Below are 18,863 nucleotides of genomic sequence, written 5' to 3' on the forward strand. Positions count from 1 at the left end.
AGTATCACCCATGATGCGATACGAATCGGACATCCTCGCCCCGGGTCTCGACGTCGTCTTCTGCGGCATGAACCCGGCAGCGACGGCTGTCGCCGACGGGCACAATTTCTCGAATCGCAGCAACCGGTTCTGGCCCGTTTTGCATCTGGCCGGCTTCACCGATACGCGGTTGCGGCCCGCGGATGAGCGCCGATTGCTCGACTACGGTTGCGGCATCACCGCGGTCGTTGCTCGACCGACTCGTCGGGCCGGTGATGTCTCGACCGAGGAATTCCGGCGCGCCCGAGCCGAGTTCGAAGCGAAGATGCGACGTTACGCGCCACGCGCGATCGGCTTTCTCGGAAAGCGTGCCCTGGCGGCGATGACCGGCGTACCCAGTATCCCGTGGGGCCACCACGCCCCCGGATTTGCCGGCGCCATGGCATGGGTATTGCCTAACCCCAGCGGACTCAACCGAGGGTTCACCCTCGACGATCTGACTCGCGCATACACCGAATTGCGTTGCGCGCTAGCGGATAGCTCTACAACCGCCACCACGGGTTGAAGCGCAGCGGCCCGGACGGATCCAGCCGCTGTCCGGGGGCCGGAACCGCCACCGCGACTTCGGCGGCTTCGGCGGCCACCAGCATCCGCTCGACCGGCTCTGCCCACGGGTGTGGCGCCAGCCGGAAGGTGCCCCAGTGGATCGGCACCAACAGACCGGACCCGCCGGCCGTGAGGTCTCGGTGCGCCCGAACCGCCTCTTCCGGATTCATGTGGATGTCGGGCCATCCCGGGTTGTAGGCGCCGATGGGCAACAGCGTCAGGTCGAACGGTCCGTGCTCGGACCCGATCTGCTCGAAGCTCTTCGTGTATCCGGTATCTCCGCCGAAATAGGCGCGGTGGGTGGGGCCGACGATTCCCCACGACGCCCACAGCGTCGTGTTGCGGTCCAGGAAACGACCCGAAAAGTGCCGTGCCGGCAGGCAACTCAGGGTCAGCTGGTCGACGTGACCGCTTTCATTCCAGTCGAGTTCGACGATGCGGTGCCCAGGTATCCCCCACGCGCGCAGGTGAGCGCCCACACCGAGCGGGACGAAGAACGGCGCCCGCTGGGTACGGGCCAACGCCATGACCGTGTCGATGTCGAGATGGTCGTAGTGGTCATGGCTGATCACCACCGCATCGATGGCGGGCAAAGCTTCGAGCTGCACCGGCGGGGGATGCAGACGCTCGGGTCCGATCACGTCCGACGGCGAGCAGCGGTGGCTCCACACCGGATCGGTCAGCAACCGGTAGCCGTCGATCTCCAGCAGGGCGGTCGAGTGACCCAGCCAACTGACGGCCAATCGGCCCGGGTCGGCGTCGAACGTCCCCGGCGCACCCAGCGGAATCGGTCCCGGCGGACGGCTGCGGCCGCGCCGCCCGACGAGCTCCCACGCGATCAGTGCAAACTGCTCGCGGTCCAAGCTGGCGTTCGAGGCGGGGTCGAGGTTGACGAAGACGCCGTCGCGCACATTGGGCGAGTGCTGCGTCACGTCCCGGATCGACGACGGGCCGGCGCCGAGTGCGGCCGGCGCCCCCTGCAGCGCGCGCAACATCCAGCCGCCGGCGGCGAGCGAGACCGTGCCGGCGGCCAGGCGAAGCGTTGCGGGCACCATGACCGTCAGGCCCCCTGGAACCTCGGCGGCCGCTTCTCCACCCGGGCGACTTGCGCCTCGATCACGTCCTGGCTGCCCCACGCCTTGTCGAACAGTTCCTTGTGCACCGGCCAGGCCTCCTCGATCGAACCGTCGTCGTTGAGTACCCGCTTGGCGTGCTGAATCGCCAGCGGCGCCAGACCGCTGATCTCGGCGCCCCAGGCCTGGGCGTCCGCCAGCGTCCCGATCCGGTTGGCCATCCCGGTCTGCAGCGCGGTCTCGGCGGTCAACTTCTCCGCCGTCAGCAGCATCGCCCGGGCCCGGCCGTGGCCGACCAGCGACGACAGTCGCCGGATGCTCCAGTTATCTAGGGCCAGGCCGTATTTCGACGTTGGAAATTGAAAAAACGCGTCCGGGGCGACGACTCGCAGATCGCATTGCATGGCCAGCTGCAGACCCGCGCCGATGGCCGGGCCGTTGATCGCGCCGATCACCGGGATGGGGGCGGCGTCCAGGGCCTTGTGCAGCTCGATGAGCCGGTCCGGGTAATCGGCGGCAAACGCATCGCCGGACAGGTCCGCGCCGGCGCAGAACACCGTGCCCTGGCCGGTCAGCACGATCGCCCGGATGGATCCGTCACCGGCCTTCAGCACGGCCTCCCGGAGCTCGTCGACGAGCTCGGAGTTCAGGGCGTTGCGACGCTCCGGACGCTGCAACTCGATGGTCATTACGGCTTCGACCTGCGTGATACCGATCATGGGCGCCAGCCTATATAGCCTGGCCGCGTGAGTCGCATCACGACCGAACAACTGCAGGAAGCCGTGCTGGACGAGGGCTCGTTTGTGAGGTGGGACAGCGCTCCGTTACAGATACCGATCAGCGAGGCCTACGCGCGCGAGCTCGCCGACGCCCGGGCCGCCACCGGCCTGGACGAAGCGGTTCTGACCGGCGAGGGACGAATACACGGGCGCCGGGTGGCGGTCGTGGTGTGCGAGTTCGGCTTCCTCGGCGGTTCGATCGGGGTCGCGGCGGCCGAACGGATCACCACCGCCGTGCAGCGGGCCACGGCCGAGCGGCTCCCGCTGCTGGCCTCGCCGAGCTCCGGCGGCACCCGCATGCAGGAGGGCACCGTGGCGTTCCTGCAGATGGTGAAGATCGCCGCGGCCGTCCGGCTGCACAAACGGGCACATCTGCCCTACCTCGTCTACCTGCGCAACCCGACCACCGGCGGGGTGTTCGCGTCCTGGGGATCGCTGGGCCATATCACCGTCGCCGAACCGGGCGCGCTGATCGGGTTCCTCGGGCCGCGGGTGTACGAGCAGCTCTACGGCGAGCCGTTCCCGAAGGGCATCCAGACCGCGGAGAACCTGCAGCGGCACGGGGTGATCGACGGCGTCATCGCGATCGACGAGTTGCGCCGGACGGTGGATCGCGCGCTGACCGTCATCGCCGACGCTCCAAAACCGCTGCCTCCCGCGGCACCCGGCGAATCGATACCCGATGTGCCGGCCTGGGATTCGGTGATTGCGTCGCGGCGACCGGATCGGCCGGGTGTGGGGCATCTGCTGCGCCACGGCGCCACCGACCTGGTGCTGCTGTCCGGTACCGGCATCGGGGAAGCGGCGACCACCCTGTTGGCGCTGGCCCGATTCGCCGGCCAGCCCGCGGTGGTCCTCGGCCAGCAGCGCCTCACCGGTGGACTGGTGGGGCCCGCGTCGTTGCGGGAAGCCCGTCGTGGCATGGCGCTGGCCGCCGAGCTGCGGCTACCGCTGGTGCTGGTGATCGACACCGCGGGCCCCGCGCTGTCGGCCGAAGCCGAGCAGGGCGGGCTGGCCGGTCAGATCGCCCAATGCGTGGCCGAGCTGGTGACGCTGGACACCCCGACTGTGTCGGTGCTGCTGGGTCAGGGCAGCGGCGGGCCGGCGCTGGCGATGGTGCCGGCCGACCGGGTCCTGGCCGCGCTGCACGGCTGGCTGGCGCCGCTGCCGCCCGAGGGCGCCAGCGCGATCGTCTTCCGCGACACCGATCATGCGCCTGAACTTGCTGCGGCCCAAGGCATTCGGTCGGCAGACCTGTTGCGGGCCGGAATCGTCGATGCCATCGTGCCCGAGCATCCCGACGCCGCCGACGAGCCGCTCGAGTTCTCCCAGCGACTGTCCAGTGCGATTGCCGCAGAGGTGCACGCGCTGCGCGACATCCCCGGCGAGGAACGGATCGCCGAGCGGTTGCGCCGCTACCGCGGCATCGGATTGCCTTGAGGCACTTGGGTCGTCAGCCCTCCGGTAGCCCCAAGTAGCGCTGGATCGTCGGGCCGAGCCAGTCAACAACCTCGTCGCGGGTCATGTCGACAATGGGCGGAATTCGTAACACGAAGCGGCACAACGCCATACCCAGAATTTGGCTGGCAACCAGCCCAGCTCGCCGGGCGGATTCACTTTCGGGTACGAAAGATGCTGCCAACGGCTGGATTTGGCTACGGAAAATCTCCTGCATGCGCTGTGCCGCTTCGTCGTTGGTGGCACTGGACCGCAGCAGAATCACCAACGCGTCATCCTCCCAGCGTTCGAGAAAGTGCCGGACCAGCGACCGTCCGATCTGGGCGGGGTCCATCGCCGCGACATCCGGGAACCGCAAGTCGAACTCCGCCGCGGCCGCGAACAGCTTGTCTTTGCTGCCGTAGTAACGCATCACCATCGCCGGATCCACCCCGGCATCGGCGGCGATCCCCCGGATCGTCGCCCCCTGGAAGCCGGCCGACCCAAACCGCTCCCGGGCCGCGGCCAGGATCACCGCCTTGGTCTGTTCCGACGTCCGCCTCATGTCAACAATTGTAGGCCAACAACTGTTGACATCGGGATTCCGGCGCGCAAGCATTGGGTATGCCAACAAGCGTTGACTAGCTTCCGAGGAGCCGAAATCATGTATGACACCGATGTCCTGGTCATTGGCGCCGGACCCACCGGCCTTACCCTCGCCGCCGCACTGGTCGCCCGCGGGATCCGAACCGTCATCGTCGACAAGCAGGCCCAGGGAGCGAACACCTCCCGCGCGGCCGCGGTCAACGCCCGCACACTCGAGGTGCTCGAAGACCTCGACGTGGCGCGGCGAATGGTCAAAGCGGGGCTGATCGCGCCGCGCTTCACCATCCGCCAAGGGCGGCGCGTACTGATTCCGGTCGACTTCACCGAGTTGCCGACCGCGCATCCCTACACCCTGATGCTCTCGCAGGCCGACACCGAGCGGTTGTTGCTGGAGCGACTGCACGAACTGGGCGCCGACGTGATCCGACCCAAGATCCTGAGCCGCGTCACCCAGGATGCAAACGGCGTGACGGCCACTTTCGAGGATGACGACGGCATTCGGGCCGCCTACCTCGTGGGCGCGGACGGGATGCACAGCACTGTGCGTCAGCAAGCCGGAATCGGTTTCACCGGTGGCGAATTCGCTGAATCTTTCACGCTTGCCGATGTCCGCGTGTCCGGCGAGGCGCCTCGTGACGAGGTAGTCCTGTTCTATGCCAAGGAAGGGTTGAATGTGTTAGCCCCTCTGCCTGACAACATCTTTCGTGTCGTTGCTCCCACTACGGATGCCCCTCAGGCGCCTTCATCGCAGTTCGTGCAGTCACTGTTGGATACCCGCGGGTTCGGGCCGGGCCGGACGGCGGTCACGGAGCTACTGTGGGGGACCCGGTTCCGCATTCACCATCGCGTCGCCGACAACTACCGGGCAGGTCGCGTAATACTCGCCGGCGATGCCGCGCACGTCCACAGCCCCGCCGGCGGTCAGGGCATGAATCTCGGTATCGCCGACGGTATTTCACTGGCCGCGGCGCTCTCCGAGGTCCTCTCGGGCGAATCGGATGCGACGCTGGAACGGTACTGCGCGGTTCAGCGCCAGCGGGCCGAGCAGGTTCTGAAACTCACGGGTCGCCTCACCCGGATCTCGACGCTGCCGCGCCCGATACGCCCAATCCGTAACTCCGGAATGCGCCTGGCCGCGCAGTTCCCCGCTGTGCGAAGGCAGCTGGCGTTGCAGTTGAGCGGCCTGCGGCACCGTTGATCCGCACTGCGGGTCGCGGCGACGGTTTAGATCTCGAAGTCTCTTGCTGTCCGGTCGGTGGCGTCGCCGACGGGCCTGCGACGGTCGGTCAAAAGATGGCGGTATCGCGGCACTCGAGCGAAAAGCTCTGCATGCCTGCCGACATGGGTGATCGTGGGGCCCGATGCAGCCTCGTCCACGAAGGCCACCCGATCCGCGAGCAGCATGGTGGACAACCGGCGCGCGACAACGATGCCGGTGGCCGCCTTCAGCGCCACCCGCAGCGCCGGGGCGGTCTCGGTCCCGGTATGCACGCCGAGGCCGGGCCGGGCCTCGTCGATCACCAGTAGTCTGGGAGTCGCGACAATCGCCCGGGCCAGGCACAAGCGCTGGCGCTGGCCGCCGGACAGGCGCATGCCCTGCTCGCCGATGCGGGTATCGATGCCGAACGGCAGGTCGTAGACGAACCGCGCCGCCGCGATGTCGATGGCCGCGGACAATTCCGCGTCGGTGGCATCCGGCCGGCCGATCCGCAGGCTCTCGGCCACCGACATCGAAAACACGGTCGGGTCCTCGAATGCCGTACATACCGCGCGGCGCAGCGACGGCAGCGACATGTCGCGAATATCCCTGCCGTCCAGCAGTATCCGCCCCTCGGCGGCGTCGTAGAGTCGGGAAAGCAACGCTGTCAGAAGCGATTTCCCCACGCCCCGCGCACCGACCAGGGCCACCGTCTCGCCAGGTTCGACCACCAGCGTGACATGGCGTAGCAACCATTTGTCGCCGGCGACCGGGTCGGGCACCCGAAAACCCACGTCGTGCAGCTCGAGACGGCCGGCCCGGCCCGGTTGAGAGCTGGGTCCGTCCGCGATATCGCCGGGTGTATCGAAGATTTCGGCGATGCGGCCCGATGTGACCATCGCTTCCTGGGGCATCGACGGCAGGAAGGCAGGTGCATCCGGCGGGCGCATGGCCTCAGTCACAACGATTCCGTCTCTGGAGTTCCGTTACGCGCAGTGGCACCGAAATCGAAGGCCCGCAACAACAACGCCGACCAAGGCTTCCAATGTGCTGGGCTGCCACCTGGATTCGATCATGGCATGGCGGTACCGATCGCTAGTCGCGGCGCAGACTCGAAAACGTAACCATTTGGGCACCGGGCCACTCCCCGATGACCCGTCCGCGGCAACAATCCGGCAAAATGGGCGGCATGGACTCTGGTGTCAGCTCACCGCGCGTCTTGGTCGTCGACGACGACTCCGATGTGCTCGCCTCGCTGGAGCGTGGCCTGCGGCTTTCCGGCTTCGAAGTGTCCACCGCCGTCGACGGGGCCGAGGCCCTGCGCAGCGCCACCGAGACCCGCCCGGACGCGATCGTGCTGGACATCAACATGCCCGTGCTGGATGGGGTCAGCGTCGTCACCGCGCTGCGGGCGATGGACAACGACGTCCCGGTCTGCGTGCTGTCCGCCCGCAGCTCGGTCGACGATCGCGTCGCGGGCCTGGAGGCAGGCGCCGACGACTACCTCGTCAAGCCATTCGTGCTGGCCGAGCTGGTCGCGCGGGTGAAAGCGCTGCTGCGCCGCCGCGGTGCCGTCGCGTCGACCTCGTCGGAAACCATCACCGTCGGCCCGCTGGAAGTCGACATTCCCGGCCGGCGGGCTCGGGTCAACGGCGTCGACGTCGACCTGACCAAGCGTGAGTTCGACCTGCTGGCCGTGCTGGCCGAGCACAAGACCGCCGTGCTGTCCCGCGCGCAGCTGCTGGAGCTGGTGTGGGGCTACGACTTCGCCGCCGACACCAACGTCGTCGACGTCTTCATCGGCTACCTGCGCCGCAAGCTGGAGGCCAACGGCGGTCCCAGGCTGCTGCACACCGTCCGCGGGGTTGGATTCGTACTGCGAATGCAGTGACGACGCGGTGGGCAGCACAGCCATGAATTTCCTATCGCGGATGTTGGCCCGGACCCCATCGCTGCGGACCCGGGTGGTGCTGGCGACGGCCATCGGCGCCGCGATTCCAGTCCTGATCGTCGGTGCCGTCGTCTGGGTCGGCATCACCAACGACCGCAAGGAGCGGCTGGACCGCCGGCTCGACGAGGCCGCCGGTTTCGCGATCCCGTTCCTGCCGCGCGGCCTGGACGAGATCCCGCGCTCACCCAACGACCGTGACGCGATCATGACGGTCCGGCGCGGCACCCGGATGAAGTCGAATTCGGACGTGACGCTGCCCAGGCTGGACGTCGACTATGCCGACACCTACGTGAACGGCGTGCGCTACCGGGTGCGCACGGTGGAGATCCCGGGGCCGGAGCCGACCTCGCTGGCCGTCGGCGCGACGTATGACGCCACCCTCGCCGAGACCAACAACCTGCACCGCAGGGTGCTGCTCATCTGCGGCTTTGCCATCTTCGCGTCGACCGTGTTCGCCTGGCTGCTGGCCTCTTTCGCGGTGCGACCGTTCAAACAGCTTGCGCAGCAGACGCGATCGATCGAGGCGGGCGACGAGGCACCCCGGGTCGAAGTGCACGGCGCCACCGAGGCCGTCGAGATCGCCGAAGCCATGCGCGGGATGCTGCAACGCATTTGGGATGAGCAGAACCGAACCAAGGAGGCACTGTCGTCGGCGCGCGATTTCGCTGCCGTGTCCTCCCACGAACTCCGCACTCCCCTGACCGCGATGCGCACCAATCTCGAGGTCCTGTCGACCCTCGATATGACCGATGACCAGCGCAACGAGGTGCTCGGCGACGTCATCCGGACCCAGTCCCGCATCGAGGCGACGCTGACCGCGCTGGAGCGGTTGGCGCAGGGCGAACTGTCCACCTCCGACGATCACGTACCGGTCGACATCACCGAACTGCTGGACCGCGCCGCCCACGACGCGACAAGGGTTTACCCCGACCTCGATGTGTCGTTGGTGCCCTCGCCCACCTGCATCATCGTCGGGATGCCGGCCGGGTTGCGCCTCGCGGTCGACAACGCGATCGCCAACGCCGTCAAGCACGGCGGCGCCACCCGGGTCCAGCTGTCGGCGGTCAGTTCGCGTGCCGGAGTGGACATCGCCGTCGACGACAACGGCAGTGGCGTGCCCGAAGGCGAGCGTCAGGTGGTGTTCGAGCGGTTCTCACGCGGGTCGACCGCCTCGCACTCGGGCTCGGGTCTGGGGCTGGCGTTGGTGGCCCAACAGGCCCATTTGCACGGCGGGACGGCGTCGCTGCAAGACAGCCCGCTGGGCGGCGCGCGGCTGCTGCTCAGCCTGCCCGCGCCCAGTTAAACCCTCACGTGCCGGAGTTGTTGTGCCACGGCGTAAATCCCGCCCTCAAAGCGGATTGCTCGTCGGAAAACCACACCTGCGCGATCGCCGGGTCGTAGCCGGCGGTGTCGGGGGTGTAGTACAGCCGGGTGTCGATGCGCGCCTTGACCAGCCATCCCGCCGGTCCACGTCCATCGGGGCCGGCGGGCGCGGAGCCGGGCCCGTAGGGGGCCGGCGGCGGCACCGCGATTTTCCTGGTCGGCGACTCCCGTTGCACGCCAAGAATCTTCGTCGTCGCGGGATCCGTCACGATCCTCGTCGTCGGAGGGTCGGGTATCACTGGGTGGTCGACCGGAACATCAAGTGGCACTGAACGTTTGACGGGCCGGGCCAAAAACGCCAGCGTCAACACCAATCCCATCGTGAACGACACGCCGAAGAGCCACCAGTTCACGTGATTCATCGACGCACACCGATGACCGCGGTTATCACCCAGGCGAGGCCCGAGCCCGCCACGAAGGCCAGCAGGTACCACAACCACTGGATCACGAAATCCATAGCGGATCCTGCCTGACCGCCCACGATTTCGACGCGGCGATTCTTGGCGCGATCGTCGGCGTGCGGTCAACGGCGAGCTCGTCGACGACGGTCAGATTCGACCAGGTGTGCGCGGCCTCGGAGTCGATCGTATTCTTCTGGTCTTGTGACGCCGCGGTACCGGTCAAGGAGATCGTGTCCCCGTTGACGGTGAGACCGAAGTCGGTAATCGACGCGCTGTTCTTGAAAATCTTTCCGGCATTGGAGAAATCGAGTGTGTCGACCTTCGGGTCGATTTGGATTCGGTCGATGATGCTGAGGCCGGCGGGCAATGCGCCTTTCAGCACCTTCGTCAGCACCGCCTTCGCGGAATCGTCGGGGAATTCACCGGTCAGGGTTATGTCGTTGCCGTTGCGGACAATTGACAGTGGCGCCAGTGACAACGGTGGCTTGCCGGGGTTGCCCGACGACACGACCACCGGCGGCGCATGGGCAGCCCGGGACGGGGCGTAGCCGATCGCGGTTATCAGCAAGGGAATAACCACCAAGCCGATCAGCCAGCCCATACCCAGCGAACGCGGGTAGGAGATCGGGGTCCGCCGCGGCGTTTCGCCCGGCCGGCCGAAGCGCCCCCCTAGCCCCACGACTGCCCCCTCCTCGACTTCCGGCGCCCTGACGCGTCCGTTCTGCCGACGATATTGCAGCCTACCGGCCGCACCCGTGGTCACTCGTTGCGTCGGGCACACTGGAGCGATGGGCAGCAAACCGACCGACAGCGAAACCCTGGCGCACATCCGCAACCTCGTCAACGAGGAAAAAGATCTCCGGGCACAGCTGCAGCACCGCGACATCAGCGAGTCCGAGGAGCATGAACGGCTCCGGCGGGTCGAGGTCGAACTCGACCAGTGCTGGGACCTGCTACGACAGCGGCGCGCGCTGCGCGAAACCGGTGGTGATCCACGTGAAGCCGCGGTACGCCCCGCCGACCAGGTCGAGGGTTATCTGGGATAGCCATGTCCCTCGGTGACGCGCCGGATTTCGACGCCGTCGTCGTGGGCGGGGGCCACAACGGGTTGGTGGCGGCCGGCTATCTGGCCCGAGCCGGTCTCCGGGTGCGATTGCTGGAGCGGTTGGGGCACACCGGCGGGGCCGCGGTGTCGGCGCGCGCCTTCGACGGCGTCGATGTCCGGGTGTCGCGATACTCCTATCTGGTCAGCCTGTTGCCATCGCGCATAGTCGCGGACCTAGGCGCCGACGTACGGCTGGCCCGGCGGCCATTTTCGTCGTACACACCCCAACCCGCGACCGGCGGACGCGGCGGACTGCTGGTCGGGTCCCCGGAGTCGTTCCGCGCGATCGGCGCCGCCGACGACGAGCCCGGCTTCGCCGAGTTCTACCGGCGCGCCCGCCTGGTGACCGAGCCGCTGTGGCCGACGCTGACCGAACCGCTGCGCACCCGAGAGCAGGCCCGCCGCCTCGTCTGCGACGGCGGTGATCCGGCTGCCGACGCGGCCTGGCACTCGATCGTCGAGGAGCCGATCGGATGCGCGATCGCCGACGCGGTGCGCGACGACCTGGTCCGCGGGGTGATCGCCACCGACGCATTGATCGGCACGTTCGCGCGCCTCGACGACCCGTCGCTGCGCCAGAACATCTGCTTTCTGTACCACGTGATCGGCGGCGACTGGGACGTCCCGATCGGTGGGATGGGCGCGGTGACGGCAGCCCTGGCCGCCGCCGCTGTCCGCCATGGGGCCGAAATAGTCACCGGCGCAGAAGTTTACGGTGTGGAGCCGGACGGCCAGGTCCACTACCGTCAGGAGGGCGCACAGCGCCGGATTCGAGGCCGGTTCGTTCTGTCCGGCGTCACCCCGACGGTGCTGGCCGAGCTGCTCGGTGAGCCGCCGGGACCGGTGGCACCGGGGTCGCAGGTGAAGGTGAACTTGGTGCTGCGGCGGCTGCCCCGATTGCGCGACGACAGCGTCACCCCCGAGCAGGCGTTCGCCGGCACGTTCCACGTCAATGAGACGTGGAGCCAACTGGATACGGCCTACGCACGCGCGGCCGCCGGCAAGCTACCCGAACCGCTGCCGTGTGAGGCGTACTGCCATTCGCTGACCGATCCGAGCATCCTGTCGGCCGGGCTGCGGGAGTCGGGTGCGCAGACGATGACCGTATTCGGCCTGCACACACCACACCCGTTGCTGGACAACGTTTCCCGCGACCAGCTGACGGAGTCGGTGTTGGCGTCGCTGAATTCCGTTCTGGCCGAACCGGTTCAGGACGTGCTGATGAGCGACGCGCAGGGCCGGGCCTGCATCGAGACGACAACCACACTGGACCTGCAGCACACGCTGGCGATGACGGCGGGCAACATCTTTCACGGCGCCCTGTCCTGGCCGTTCGCCGACGACGACGAAGCGCTCGACAGCCCGGCCCGTCAATGGGGGGTGGCGACCGCCCACGAACGAATCATGGTGTGCGGCGCGGGTGCTCGCCGCGGTGGCGCCGTGTCGGGCATCGGCGGCCACAACGCCGCGATGGCGGTTCTGGCGTCGCTTGGCTAGAGCGCGCCTAGCGCCCGTCGATCGGGGCGTAGTCGCGCTCGGTGTAGCCGGTGTAGATCTGGCGCGGACGGCCGATCTTGCTGTCACCCTCGTCGTGCATCTCACGCCAGTGCGCGATCCAGCCGGGCAACCGGCCCAGCGCGAACAGCACGGTGAACATCCGGACCGGGAAGCCGAGCGCCCGGTAAATCAGCCCCGTGTAGAAGTCGACGTTCGGGTACAGCTTGCGCTCGATGAAGTAGTCGTCGGTCAGCGCGGCCTCTTCGAGCTGCTTGGCGATGTCCAGCAGCGGGTCGCCGCCGAGCTTGGCCAGGATCTTGTCGGCCTGCTCCTTGACGATCCGGGCACGCGGGTCGTAATTCTTGTAGACCCGGTGGCCAAAACCCATCAGCTTGACGCCCTCTTCGCGGTTCTTCACCTTGCGGACGAACTCGCCGACGTCGTCCCCGCTCTGGCGGATCTGTTCGAGCATCTCCAGCACGGCCTGGTTGGCGCCGCCGTGCAGCGGCCCCCACAGCGCGTTGATGCCCCCGGAGATCGAGGTGAACAGGTTGGCCTGCGATGAGCCCACCAGCCGAACCGTCGACGTCGAGCAGTTCTGCTCGTGGTCGGCGTGCAGGATCAGCAGCATGTCCAGCGCCCGGACCACCTCGGGGTCGGCGTGGTAGGGCTCGGCGGGCAGCCCGAACGTCATCCGCAGGAAGTTCTCCACCAGCGACATCGAGTTGTCCGGGTAGAGGAACGGCTGTCCGACCGACTTCTTGTAGGCGTAGGCGGCGATCGTCGGCAGCTTGGCCAGCAACCGGATTGTGGACAGCTCGACGTCCTCGGTGTCCATCGGGTCGAGCGAATCGGGGTAGTACGCCGAGAGCGCGTTGACGGCGCTGGACAGCACCGGCATCGGGTGTGCGTTGCGCGGGAAGCCGTCGAAGAACCGCTTGAGGTCCTCGTGCAGCATCGTGTGAAGCTGGATCCGCTTGGTGAAGTCGGCCAGTTGGTCGGTGGTGGGCAGCTCGCCGTAGATCAGCAAGTACGAGACCTCGAGGAAGGTCGACTTCTCCGCGAGCTGATCGATCGGGTAACCGCGGTAACGCAGGATGCCGGCGTCGCCGTCGATGTAGGTGATCGAGCTCTTGCACGCGGACGTGTTGACGAAGCCGTTGTCGAACGTCGTGTAGCCGGTCTTGGACAACAGCGGGCCAAGAGCAATACCGTCGGCGCCTTCGGTGGCTTTGACGATCTGCAGGTCGATCTCACCGCCTGGGTACTTCAGAGTTGCGGTGTCGTCGGTTTCGGCCACGAGAACCCCTTTGCGCTCTGGCTGGTATGGCTGCGCCTTGGCTAGGTGCGTACAGCTGAAGGTAGTCGTTCTCGCGGCGATGCGCCTGCCCGGGGTCTGCTCTCCTGACCTCGCGGCTTTCCTCGAGGTGAACCGCGCCTTATCGTGCGGTGTTAGGCCTCACAGCCGCGCGCCGTATGTGATCAGGGCTGCAGGCGTTCGACGCGACCGCCGGCGACCCGAATGCGGTTATGCAACCGGTTTTCCCGGCCCTGCCAGAACTCCACCGTCTCGGGCGCGATCAGGTACCCACCCCAGTTCGGCGGCACCGGAACGCTCTCGGAATCAGCGAAGCGAGCGGTCACGTCGGTGAGCTGATCGAGCAGCGCCGCCCGGGATGCGATCGGCTGCGACTGGTGCGACGCCCACGCACCCAGCTGTGAGCCGCGCGGCCGCTTGGACCAGTAGTCCGCGGTGTCCTGCGGGTCGACCTTGGTCACCGCGCCGCGGACGTGAACCTGGCGCCCCAGCAGATACCAGGGAAAGGTCGCCGACGCATACGGCGTCTCGGCCAGCTCGAGGCCCTTGGCGGAGTCGTAGTTGGTGAAGAAGGTGATACCGGTCTCATCGACGCTCTTGCACAGCACCGTGCGGCTTGTCGGCGTGCCGTCGGAGACCGTCGCCAGCACCATCGCGTTGGGCTCGGCGACCCCGAAACGTTCGGCGTCTTCAATCCACTTCCGCAATAACGCAAGCCAGCCGTCGTCGAGCCAGGAAGCGTCGAGATCGGAGCTGCCGTCGCGCTCCGCCGACCCGTACTCCACGCGCATCCGCTGCAGGTGCTCTTGGTCAGTCAAGGGGTCTGGTCCGGCCATCGGACCAACGCTACCGGCGTTAGCTACCGGCCGGTAGCGTCGGCAAAAAGCCAAGGTGCAAGAATTTTCCTATGTCTGTGGTCCCGGAAAATTTTGTCCCCGGTCTCGAGGGCGTCGTCGCCTTCACCACCGAGATCGCCGAGCCTGATAAAGACGGCGGCGCCCTGCGCTACCGCGGCGTCGACATCCAGGATCTGGTGGATCAGCAGGTGACATTCGGCGATGTCTGGGCTCTTCTGGTCGACGGTAGGTTCGGCCACGGTTTGCCGCCCGCCGAGCCGTTCCCGTTGCCGATCCACACCGGCGACGTGCGCGTCGACGTCCAGGCGGGCCTGGCGATGCTGGCGCCGATCTGGGGCTACCAGCCGCTGCTCGACACCGACGAAGGCGTCGCCCGCGACCAGCTGGCCCGGGCGTCGGTGATGGCGCTGTCCTATGTCGCGCAGTCCGCGCGCGGAATCTACCAGCCGGCCGTGCCGCAGCGGGTGATCGATGAATGCCCAACTGTCACAGCACGTTTCATGACCCGCTGGCAGGGTGAGCCCGACCCGCGGCACGTCGAGGCCATCGACGCCTACTGGGTCTCGGCCGCCGAGCACGGCATGAACGCCTCGACGTTCACCGCGCGGGTGATCGCGTCCACCGGCGCCGACGTCGCCGCGGCGTTGTCGGGGGCGATCGGGGCGATGAGCGGTCCGCTGCACGGCGGCGCGCCGGCGCGGGTGCTGCCGATGATCGAAGAGGTCGAGCGCACCGGTGACGCGCGTGGCCTGGTCAAGAAGATCCTGGACAGCGGGGACAAGCTGATGGGATTCGGGCACCGCGTCTACCGCGCGGAAGACCCGCGGGCGCGAGTACTGCGTGCCACCGCCGAGCGACTCAAAGCGCCGCGCCACGAGGTCGCCGTCGCGCTGGAGCAGGCCGCCCTGGCCGAGCTGCGCGAGCGGCGTCCGGACCGGGCGATCGAGACCAACGTCGAGTTCTGGGCCGCGGTCATCCTGGACTTCGCCGAGGTGCCCGCCAACATGATGCCGGCGATGTTCACCTGCGGGCGCACCGCGGGCTGGTGCGCGCACATTCTCGAGCAGAAGCGGCTCGGCAAGCTGGTGCGCCCATCGGCCATCTATGTGGGGCCGGGCCCGCGCAGCCCGGAATCCGTCGAGGGCTGGGACCGGGTTCTCAGCCACGCTTAACCCACTTGTCGGTGCCCGGCGTTTGAATGGTCTCGCCGCGATGAGTTTGTGTCGCGGGCGCAGTCAATAACCGTGAGCCAGTCCCCAGCCGGGGCCGGCGCGCGACACGACAGCAAGGAGATCGCAATGCCCATCACCATCGAACCCGCAGTAATCCCCCACCTGGTCGTTAGCGATTCTGCCGCCGCGATCGACTTCTACGTCAAGGCTTTTGGCGCTGAAGAGCTGGGACGCGTGCCGCGTCCCGACGGCAAGATCGTCAACGCTGCGGTCCGCATCAACGGCTTCACCGTGATGCTCAACGACGACTTCCCGGAGACCTGCGGCGGCAAGTCGATGACACCGAAGTCGCTGGGCGGAACGCCGGTGACGATCCACCTGACCGTCACCGACGTCGACGCCAAGTTCCAGCGGGCGGTCGACGCGGGCGCGACGGTGGTGGTCCCGCTCGAGGACATGTTCTGGGGCGACCGGTACGGCGTGGTCGAGGACCCGTTCGGCCACCGCTGGTCATTGGGTCAGCCGGTGCGCGAGGTCAGTCCCGACGAGATCCAGGCGGCGATGTCGAGCAGCTAGCCGAGCAGCCGCGCCAACAGCCGGCGTTTCGGCGCCGGTGGCGCGGTCGCCGCGGCAGCCAGCATGTCGGCGACGTCGGTGAATTTGTTGCGTGGGCGGCCGTCGTCAATGCCACGGGCGACCTCGGCGGCATCGATTGCGGCCCATCCCGCGGAGTCGACGATGTCGGGCTGGCGGGCGCGCACCAGTCGCTGCAGCCCGTCGGCTCTGGTCACCGGGTCCGTCAGCGCGCCGGCGTTGTAATCGGCGACCAGCGCTTGGACGGTCTGCAACGAGCACGACTTGTTGGTGCCGATGAAACCGGTCGGGCCGCGCTTGATCCACCCGGCCACGTAGGCCCCGGTCACCGACTGGCCGGACTCGGGATCAACCACACGACCGCCGTCGTTCGGAACAACCGCCGTCGACTCGTCGAACGGTAGACCGGGAATCGGCTTGCCGCGGTAGCCAATCGACGTCAGCACCAGACCCGCATCGATCCGGTGCGTGTCTTCGGTGCCGGTGATCGAGAACTCCACCCCGGTGGCGCGCCGCTCACCCAGGACGCGCGAGGGCGTGAGCTGATAGGCCAGCCGGATACGCGGGCGGGGCCCGGGCTCTGACGCGTCGCCGAGCTTGCTCAAGTTCTCGAGCTTGTTTCGGGTCAACCGGTCCGAGGCGGTGGCGAGGTCGCGCGCCACCAGCTCGTGGTCGCCGGCATCGAGCACCACGTCGGATGTGCCGGTGAGCCCGATCAATTCGGGCAGGGTGAACGCCGAGTGGGCAGGCCCGCGCCGGGCGGCGATGACCACCTCGCGGACCGCCGAGTGGCGAAGCGCTTCGAGTGCACGGTCGCAGATGTCGGTCCGGGCCAACTCGTCCGGGTCGGTCGTAAGCACGCGGGCGACGTCGAGCGCGACGTTGCCGTTGCCGACAATCACCACGCGTTCATGACTCAAATCGACTGGCAGATCAACGAAGTCGGGATGACCGTTGATCCACGCGACCAGCTCGGTGGCGGTTGCGGTGCCGGGCAGGCCCATGCCGTCGATGTCGAGCCGCCGGTCGTCAGGCGCACCGACCGCGTAGAGCACGGCGTGGTGGTGCGCCAGCAACTCGGCGTGACTCAGGTGCTTGCCGACCTCGACGTTGAGATAGAACCGGAAGTGGCGATGGCTGCAGACCCGGTCGAAGAGCCGGGTGACCTTCTTGGTGGTCTGGTGATCGGGGGCGACCCCGGCGCGCACCAAACCGTAAGGCGTGGGCAGCTTTTCGAAGACGTTGACCCGCACGCCGCGCTGGGTGAGCAGCTCGTCGGCGGCGTACATCGCCGCGGGACCGGACCCGACGATCGCCACGGTCAACGGCCGGCGACGGGCGTGCACCTGTGCGGCCGGGATCACCGGCGCCAGCTTCGATGTCGGCGGCAGCTTCACGTCGGAGGGTCGCTCCGGGTAGAACGACGCGTTGATCTCGACGAACGGCAGCTGCTTGTCCTCCAGCCGACTGTCGGGCGCGATAGCGCCCACCGGGCAGGCGCTCACGCATGCCCCGCAGTCCACACAGGCGACCGGATCGATGTAGAGCATCTCGGTCGTCGCGAAGTCTGGCTCGTCCGGCGACGGGTGGATGCAATTCACCGGACAGGCGAAGACGCAGGACCCGTCGTTACAGCACGACTGGGTAATAACGTGCGGCATAGACGAACTCGCAGTGCTATGCGGCCGGCACAGCGGCCAGGTGCTGGCGCTGCGGCTCGCTGCGGTAGCGCGACGGCTTGCCGTTGATCTTGCAGATCCGCCACATCAGCCGCGCGGACCGATTCTCCATCAGGCCGGTGTCGTAGGCCAGCATGCGCACATCGCCGAACATGTCGGACAGCCACTTACGCGATTCCGGCGACCGGAAGAACAGTTCCTTCTTGACCTCGCGCGGGATGTCGAACTCGCGCCAGAAAGCTTTGGGCGGCACCACGATTGCCCGGCACAATATCTTCATGGTCAGCGGCAGGTACAGCGCCGTCCAGAATCGTTGCCTCTTGGTCAACTCCGGCAGCCGCTTACGCAGGAATTCGTGCGCGAACGAAATGTGCCGCGCTTCCTCGGCCACGTGAATCGCCATCACCCGTTCCATGATCGGATGCAGCGACTTGCCTTCACGCAGAACGTTTTTCTGCGTGTGATCGATGGGCTCCTCACCGGCCAGCACACCGATGAAGAACGCCACCGGCAGCGGCCCCGCCACCAACGGAACCAACGGCGAGAGCCATTTCAGCGTGCGCGGCATGCCCGGGACGTCGGCACCGATGCGGTTGACCATCTCCTGGAACATCATCGTGTGGTTGCATTCTTCAACCGATTCGTGCAAGCAGTACCGGTATTCGGGAGACCCGTTCGGCACCCAGAACGTGTAGTTCATCAGGCCACGGATCAGGATCGACTCGAAGTGCAGACCCACCTTGGCCACATTCGCCTGACGCCACATGCCGATCTTGATCTGGCGCTCTTGCGATTGGGCCTGATACCAGGGATGGCGACCCAGCGGGTCGGTCGCCGGCAGGATCCACCGCGGATCGTTCTCGGTGACGGCGAATTCGGGCGACTCCCAGTCGATGTCGGTGTACGGGTTGAAGTTCCGCCGCACCGACCCCTCAGACAGTGTGGCGAGCATCTTGACGTAGTCAGCGTCGTCGCGCACTTCCATCCTCTTGCGCCAACGCCGGACCGTTCGCGTTCTAGCCATACCCAAGCCTCCCCAGCGAGGTTTACATTCGGCCGTACTGTGTCCAAACAGTACCGCAGGTACCGGGAACTTTCTAGAGCCCGGACGGCCACTGTTGCCTGACCGGTGGTCACCGACTTCGTGTGGTATGGCTCACACTCAGCGGCGCTATCCTCGATGTGTAGCCGTCGGCGGAACAGAACAAACAGCCCGCCCCAGCACCGT

Annotated in this window: 18 protein-coding genes and 2 pseudogenes; 9 read left to right on the forward strand and 11 right to left on the reverse strand. The window is 67.2% G+C overall.

All coding sequences use genetic code 11. From position 1 onward, the window contains the following. Positions 1-10 precede the first annotated feature (10 nt). Entirely contained in the window at positions 11-544 is a 534-nt protein-coding gene (gene mug / locus AC5Y5O_RS12530) for a G/U mismatch-specific DNA glycosylase (protein WP_096289972.1), read from the forward strand. Here the strand turns inward: mug and AC5Y5O_RS12535 are convergent. Further along, positions 522-1,640 carry an MBL fold metallo-hydrolase gene (locus tag AC5Y5O_RS12535; RefSeq protein ID WP_096289973.1) on the reverse strand — a complete coding sequence of 373 codons (1,119 nt, stop codon included), beginning with the start codon at positions 1,638-1,640 and terminating at the stop codon, positions 522-524. The two genes, mug and AC5Y5O_RS12535, sit on opposite strands and share 23 nt — an antisense overlap. Before the next feature lie 5 nt (positions 1,641-1,645). Then, complete coding sequence (locus tag AC5Y5O_RS12540; protein ID WP_096289974.1) at positions 1,646-2,377, reverse strand: enoyl-CoA hydratase; 732 nt, start codon at positions 2,375-2,377, stop codon at positions 1,646-1,648. A 27-nt stretch (positions 2,378-2,404) separates the two neighbouring features. On the opposite strand from AC5Y5O_RS12540, the gene AC5Y5O_RS12545 reads away from it, so the two are divergent. Continuing rightward, positions 2,405-3,877, forward strand: a complete 1,473-nt coding sequence (locus AC5Y5O_RS12545) for an acetyl-coenzyme A carboxylase carboxyl transferase subunits beta/alpha (protein WP_096289975.1) — start codon at positions 2,405-2,407, stop codon at positions 3,875-3,877. Positions 3,878-3,890: 13 nt separating this feature from the next. Here AC5Y5O_RS12545 and AC5Y5O_RS12550 read toward each other — a convergent pair whose 3' ends face one another. Next, entirely contained in the window at positions 3,891-4,439 is a 549-nt protein-coding gene (locus AC5Y5O_RS12550; protein WP_096289976.1) for a TetR/AcrR family transcriptional regulator, read from the reverse strand. Between the two features lie 99 nt (positions 4,440-4,538). Here AC5Y5O_RS12550 and AC5Y5O_RS12555 point away from each other — a divergent pair, with 99 nt between their 5' ends. Then, positions 4,539-5,678, forward strand: a complete 1,140-nt coding sequence (locus AC5Y5O_RS12555; RefSeq protein ID WP_500025482.1) for an FAD-dependent oxidoreductase — start codon at positions 4,539-4,541, stop codon at positions 5,676-5,678. 26 nt (positions 5,679-5,704) lie between these two features. Here the strand turns inward: AC5Y5O_RS12555 and AC5Y5O_RS12560 are convergent. Further along, a pseudogene (locus AC5Y5O_RS12560) lies at positions 5,705-6,604 on the reverse strand (ATP-binding cassette domain-containing protein); the annotation flags it as partial. Between the two features lie 254 nt (positions 6,605-6,858). Here AC5Y5O_RS12560 and prrA point away from each other — a divergent pair. Then, positions 6,859-7,569 carry a two-component system response regulator PrrA gene (gene prrA, locus AC5Y5O_RS12565; protein ID WP_090609587.1) on the forward strand — a complete coding sequence of 237 codons (711 nt, stop codon included), beginning with the start codon at positions 6,859-6,861 and terminating at the stop codon, positions 7,567-7,569. Positions 7,570-7,591: 22 nt separating this feature from the next. Next, entirely contained in the window at positions 7,592-8,932 is a 1,341-nt protein-coding gene (locus tag AC5Y5O_RS12570) for a HAMP domain-containing sensor histidine kinase (protein ID WP_096289978.1), read from the forward strand. A gap of 4 nt (positions 8,933-8,936) precedes the next feature. Here the strand turns inward: AC5Y5O_RS12570 and arfC are convergent, their stop codons facing one another. The 3 genes and pseudogenes from arfC to arfA form a co-directional block, all read right to left on the reverse strand. Beyond that, entirely contained in the window at positions 8,937-9,374 is a 438-nt protein-coding gene (gene arfC / locus AC5Y5O_RS12575) for a channel accessory protein ArfC, sunset domain variant (protein WP_096289979.1), read from the reverse strand. 14 nt (positions 9,375-9,388) lie between these two features. Further along, a pseudogene (arfB, locus tag AC5Y5O_RS12580) lies at positions 9,389-9,469 on the reverse strand (channel accessory protein ArfB); the annotation flags it as partial. Continuing rightward, positions 9,457-10,092: a channel-forming protein ArfA/OmpATb gene (gene arfA, locus AC5Y5O_RS12585; protein WP_133160883.1), complete on the reverse strand. Its 636-nt coding sequence runs from the start codon at positions 10,090-10,092 to the stop codon at positions 9,457-9,459. The pseudogene arfB and the gene arfA, both read right to left, overlap by 13 nt. A 109-nt stretch (positions 10,093-10,201) precedes the next feature. Between arfA and AC5Y5O_RS12590 the strand changes: the two genes are divergently transcribed. Both AC5Y5O_RS12590 and AC5Y5O_RS12595 read left to right on the forward strand, forming a co-directional pair. Continuing rightward, positions 10,202-10,459 carry a DUF2630 family protein gene (locus AC5Y5O_RS12590; RefSeq protein ID WP_500025486.1) on the forward strand — a complete coding sequence of 86 codons (258 nt, stop codon included), beginning with the start codon at positions 10,202-10,204 and terminating at the stop codon, positions 10,457-10,459. Positions 10,460-10,461: 2 nt separating this feature from the next. After that, complete coding sequence (locus tag AC5Y5O_RS12595; RefSeq protein ID WP_500025488.1) at positions 10,462-12,015, forward strand: phytoene desaturase family protein; 1,554 nt, start codon at positions 10,462-10,464, stop codon at positions 12,013-12,015. 7 nt (positions 12,016-12,022) lie between these two features. Here the strand turns inward: AC5Y5O_RS12595 and AC5Y5O_RS12600 are convergent, their stop codons facing one another. Both AC5Y5O_RS12600 and pdxH read right to left on the reverse strand, forming a co-directional pair. Continuing rightward, a complete protein-coding gene (locus tag AC5Y5O_RS12600) occupies positions 12,023-13,315 on the reverse strand; it encodes a citrate synthase (RefSeq protein WP_096289983.1) in 1,293 nt (430 codons plus the stop codon). Positions 13,316-13,497: 182 nt separating this feature from the next. Next, complete coding sequence (pdxH, locus tag AC5Y5O_RS12605; RefSeq protein ID WP_165796475.1) at positions 13,498-14,169, reverse strand: pyridoxamine 5'-phosphate oxidase; 672 nt, start codon at positions 14,167-14,169, stop codon at positions 13,498-13,500. A gap of 71 nt (positions 14,170-14,240) precedes the next feature. Between pdxH and AC5Y5O_RS12610 the strand changes: the two genes are divergently transcribed. Both AC5Y5O_RS12610 and AC5Y5O_RS12615 read left to right on the forward strand, forming a co-directional pair. Continuing rightward, positions 14,241-15,362: a citrate synthase 2 gene (locus tag AC5Y5O_RS12610; RefSeq protein WP_096289984.1), complete on the forward strand. Its 1,122-nt coding sequence runs from the start codon at positions 14,241-14,243 to the stop codon at positions 15,360-15,362. A 126-nt stretch (positions 15,363-15,488) separates the two neighbouring features. Beyond that, a complete protein-coding gene (locus AC5Y5O_RS12615; protein WP_096289985.1) occupies positions 15,489-15,938 on the forward strand; it encodes a VOC family protein in 450 nt (149 codons plus the stop codon). On the opposite strand, the gene AC5Y5O_RS12620 is transcribed toward AC5Y5O_RS12615, so the two are convergent. Both AC5Y5O_RS12620 and AC5Y5O_RS12625 read right to left on the reverse strand, forming a co-directional pair. After that, a complete protein-coding gene (locus AC5Y5O_RS12620; protein WP_096289986.1) occupies positions 15,935-17,617 on the reverse strand; it encodes an FAD-dependent oxidoreductase in 1,683 nt (560 codons plus the stop codon). The genes AC5Y5O_RS12615 and AC5Y5O_RS12620 overlap by 4 nt on opposite strands. A 16-nt stretch (positions 17,618-17,633) precedes the next feature. After that, positions 17,634-18,659 carry an AurF N-oxygenase family protein gene (locus AC5Y5O_RS12625; protein WP_096289987.1) on the reverse strand — a complete coding sequence of 342 codons (1,026 nt, stop codon included), beginning with the start codon at positions 18,657-18,659 and terminating at the stop codon, positions 17,634-17,636. Between the last annotated feature and the right edge of the window lie 204 nt (positions 18,660-18,863).

The sequence above is a fragment of the Mycobacterium sp. NGS40 genome (assembly GCF_059812735.1).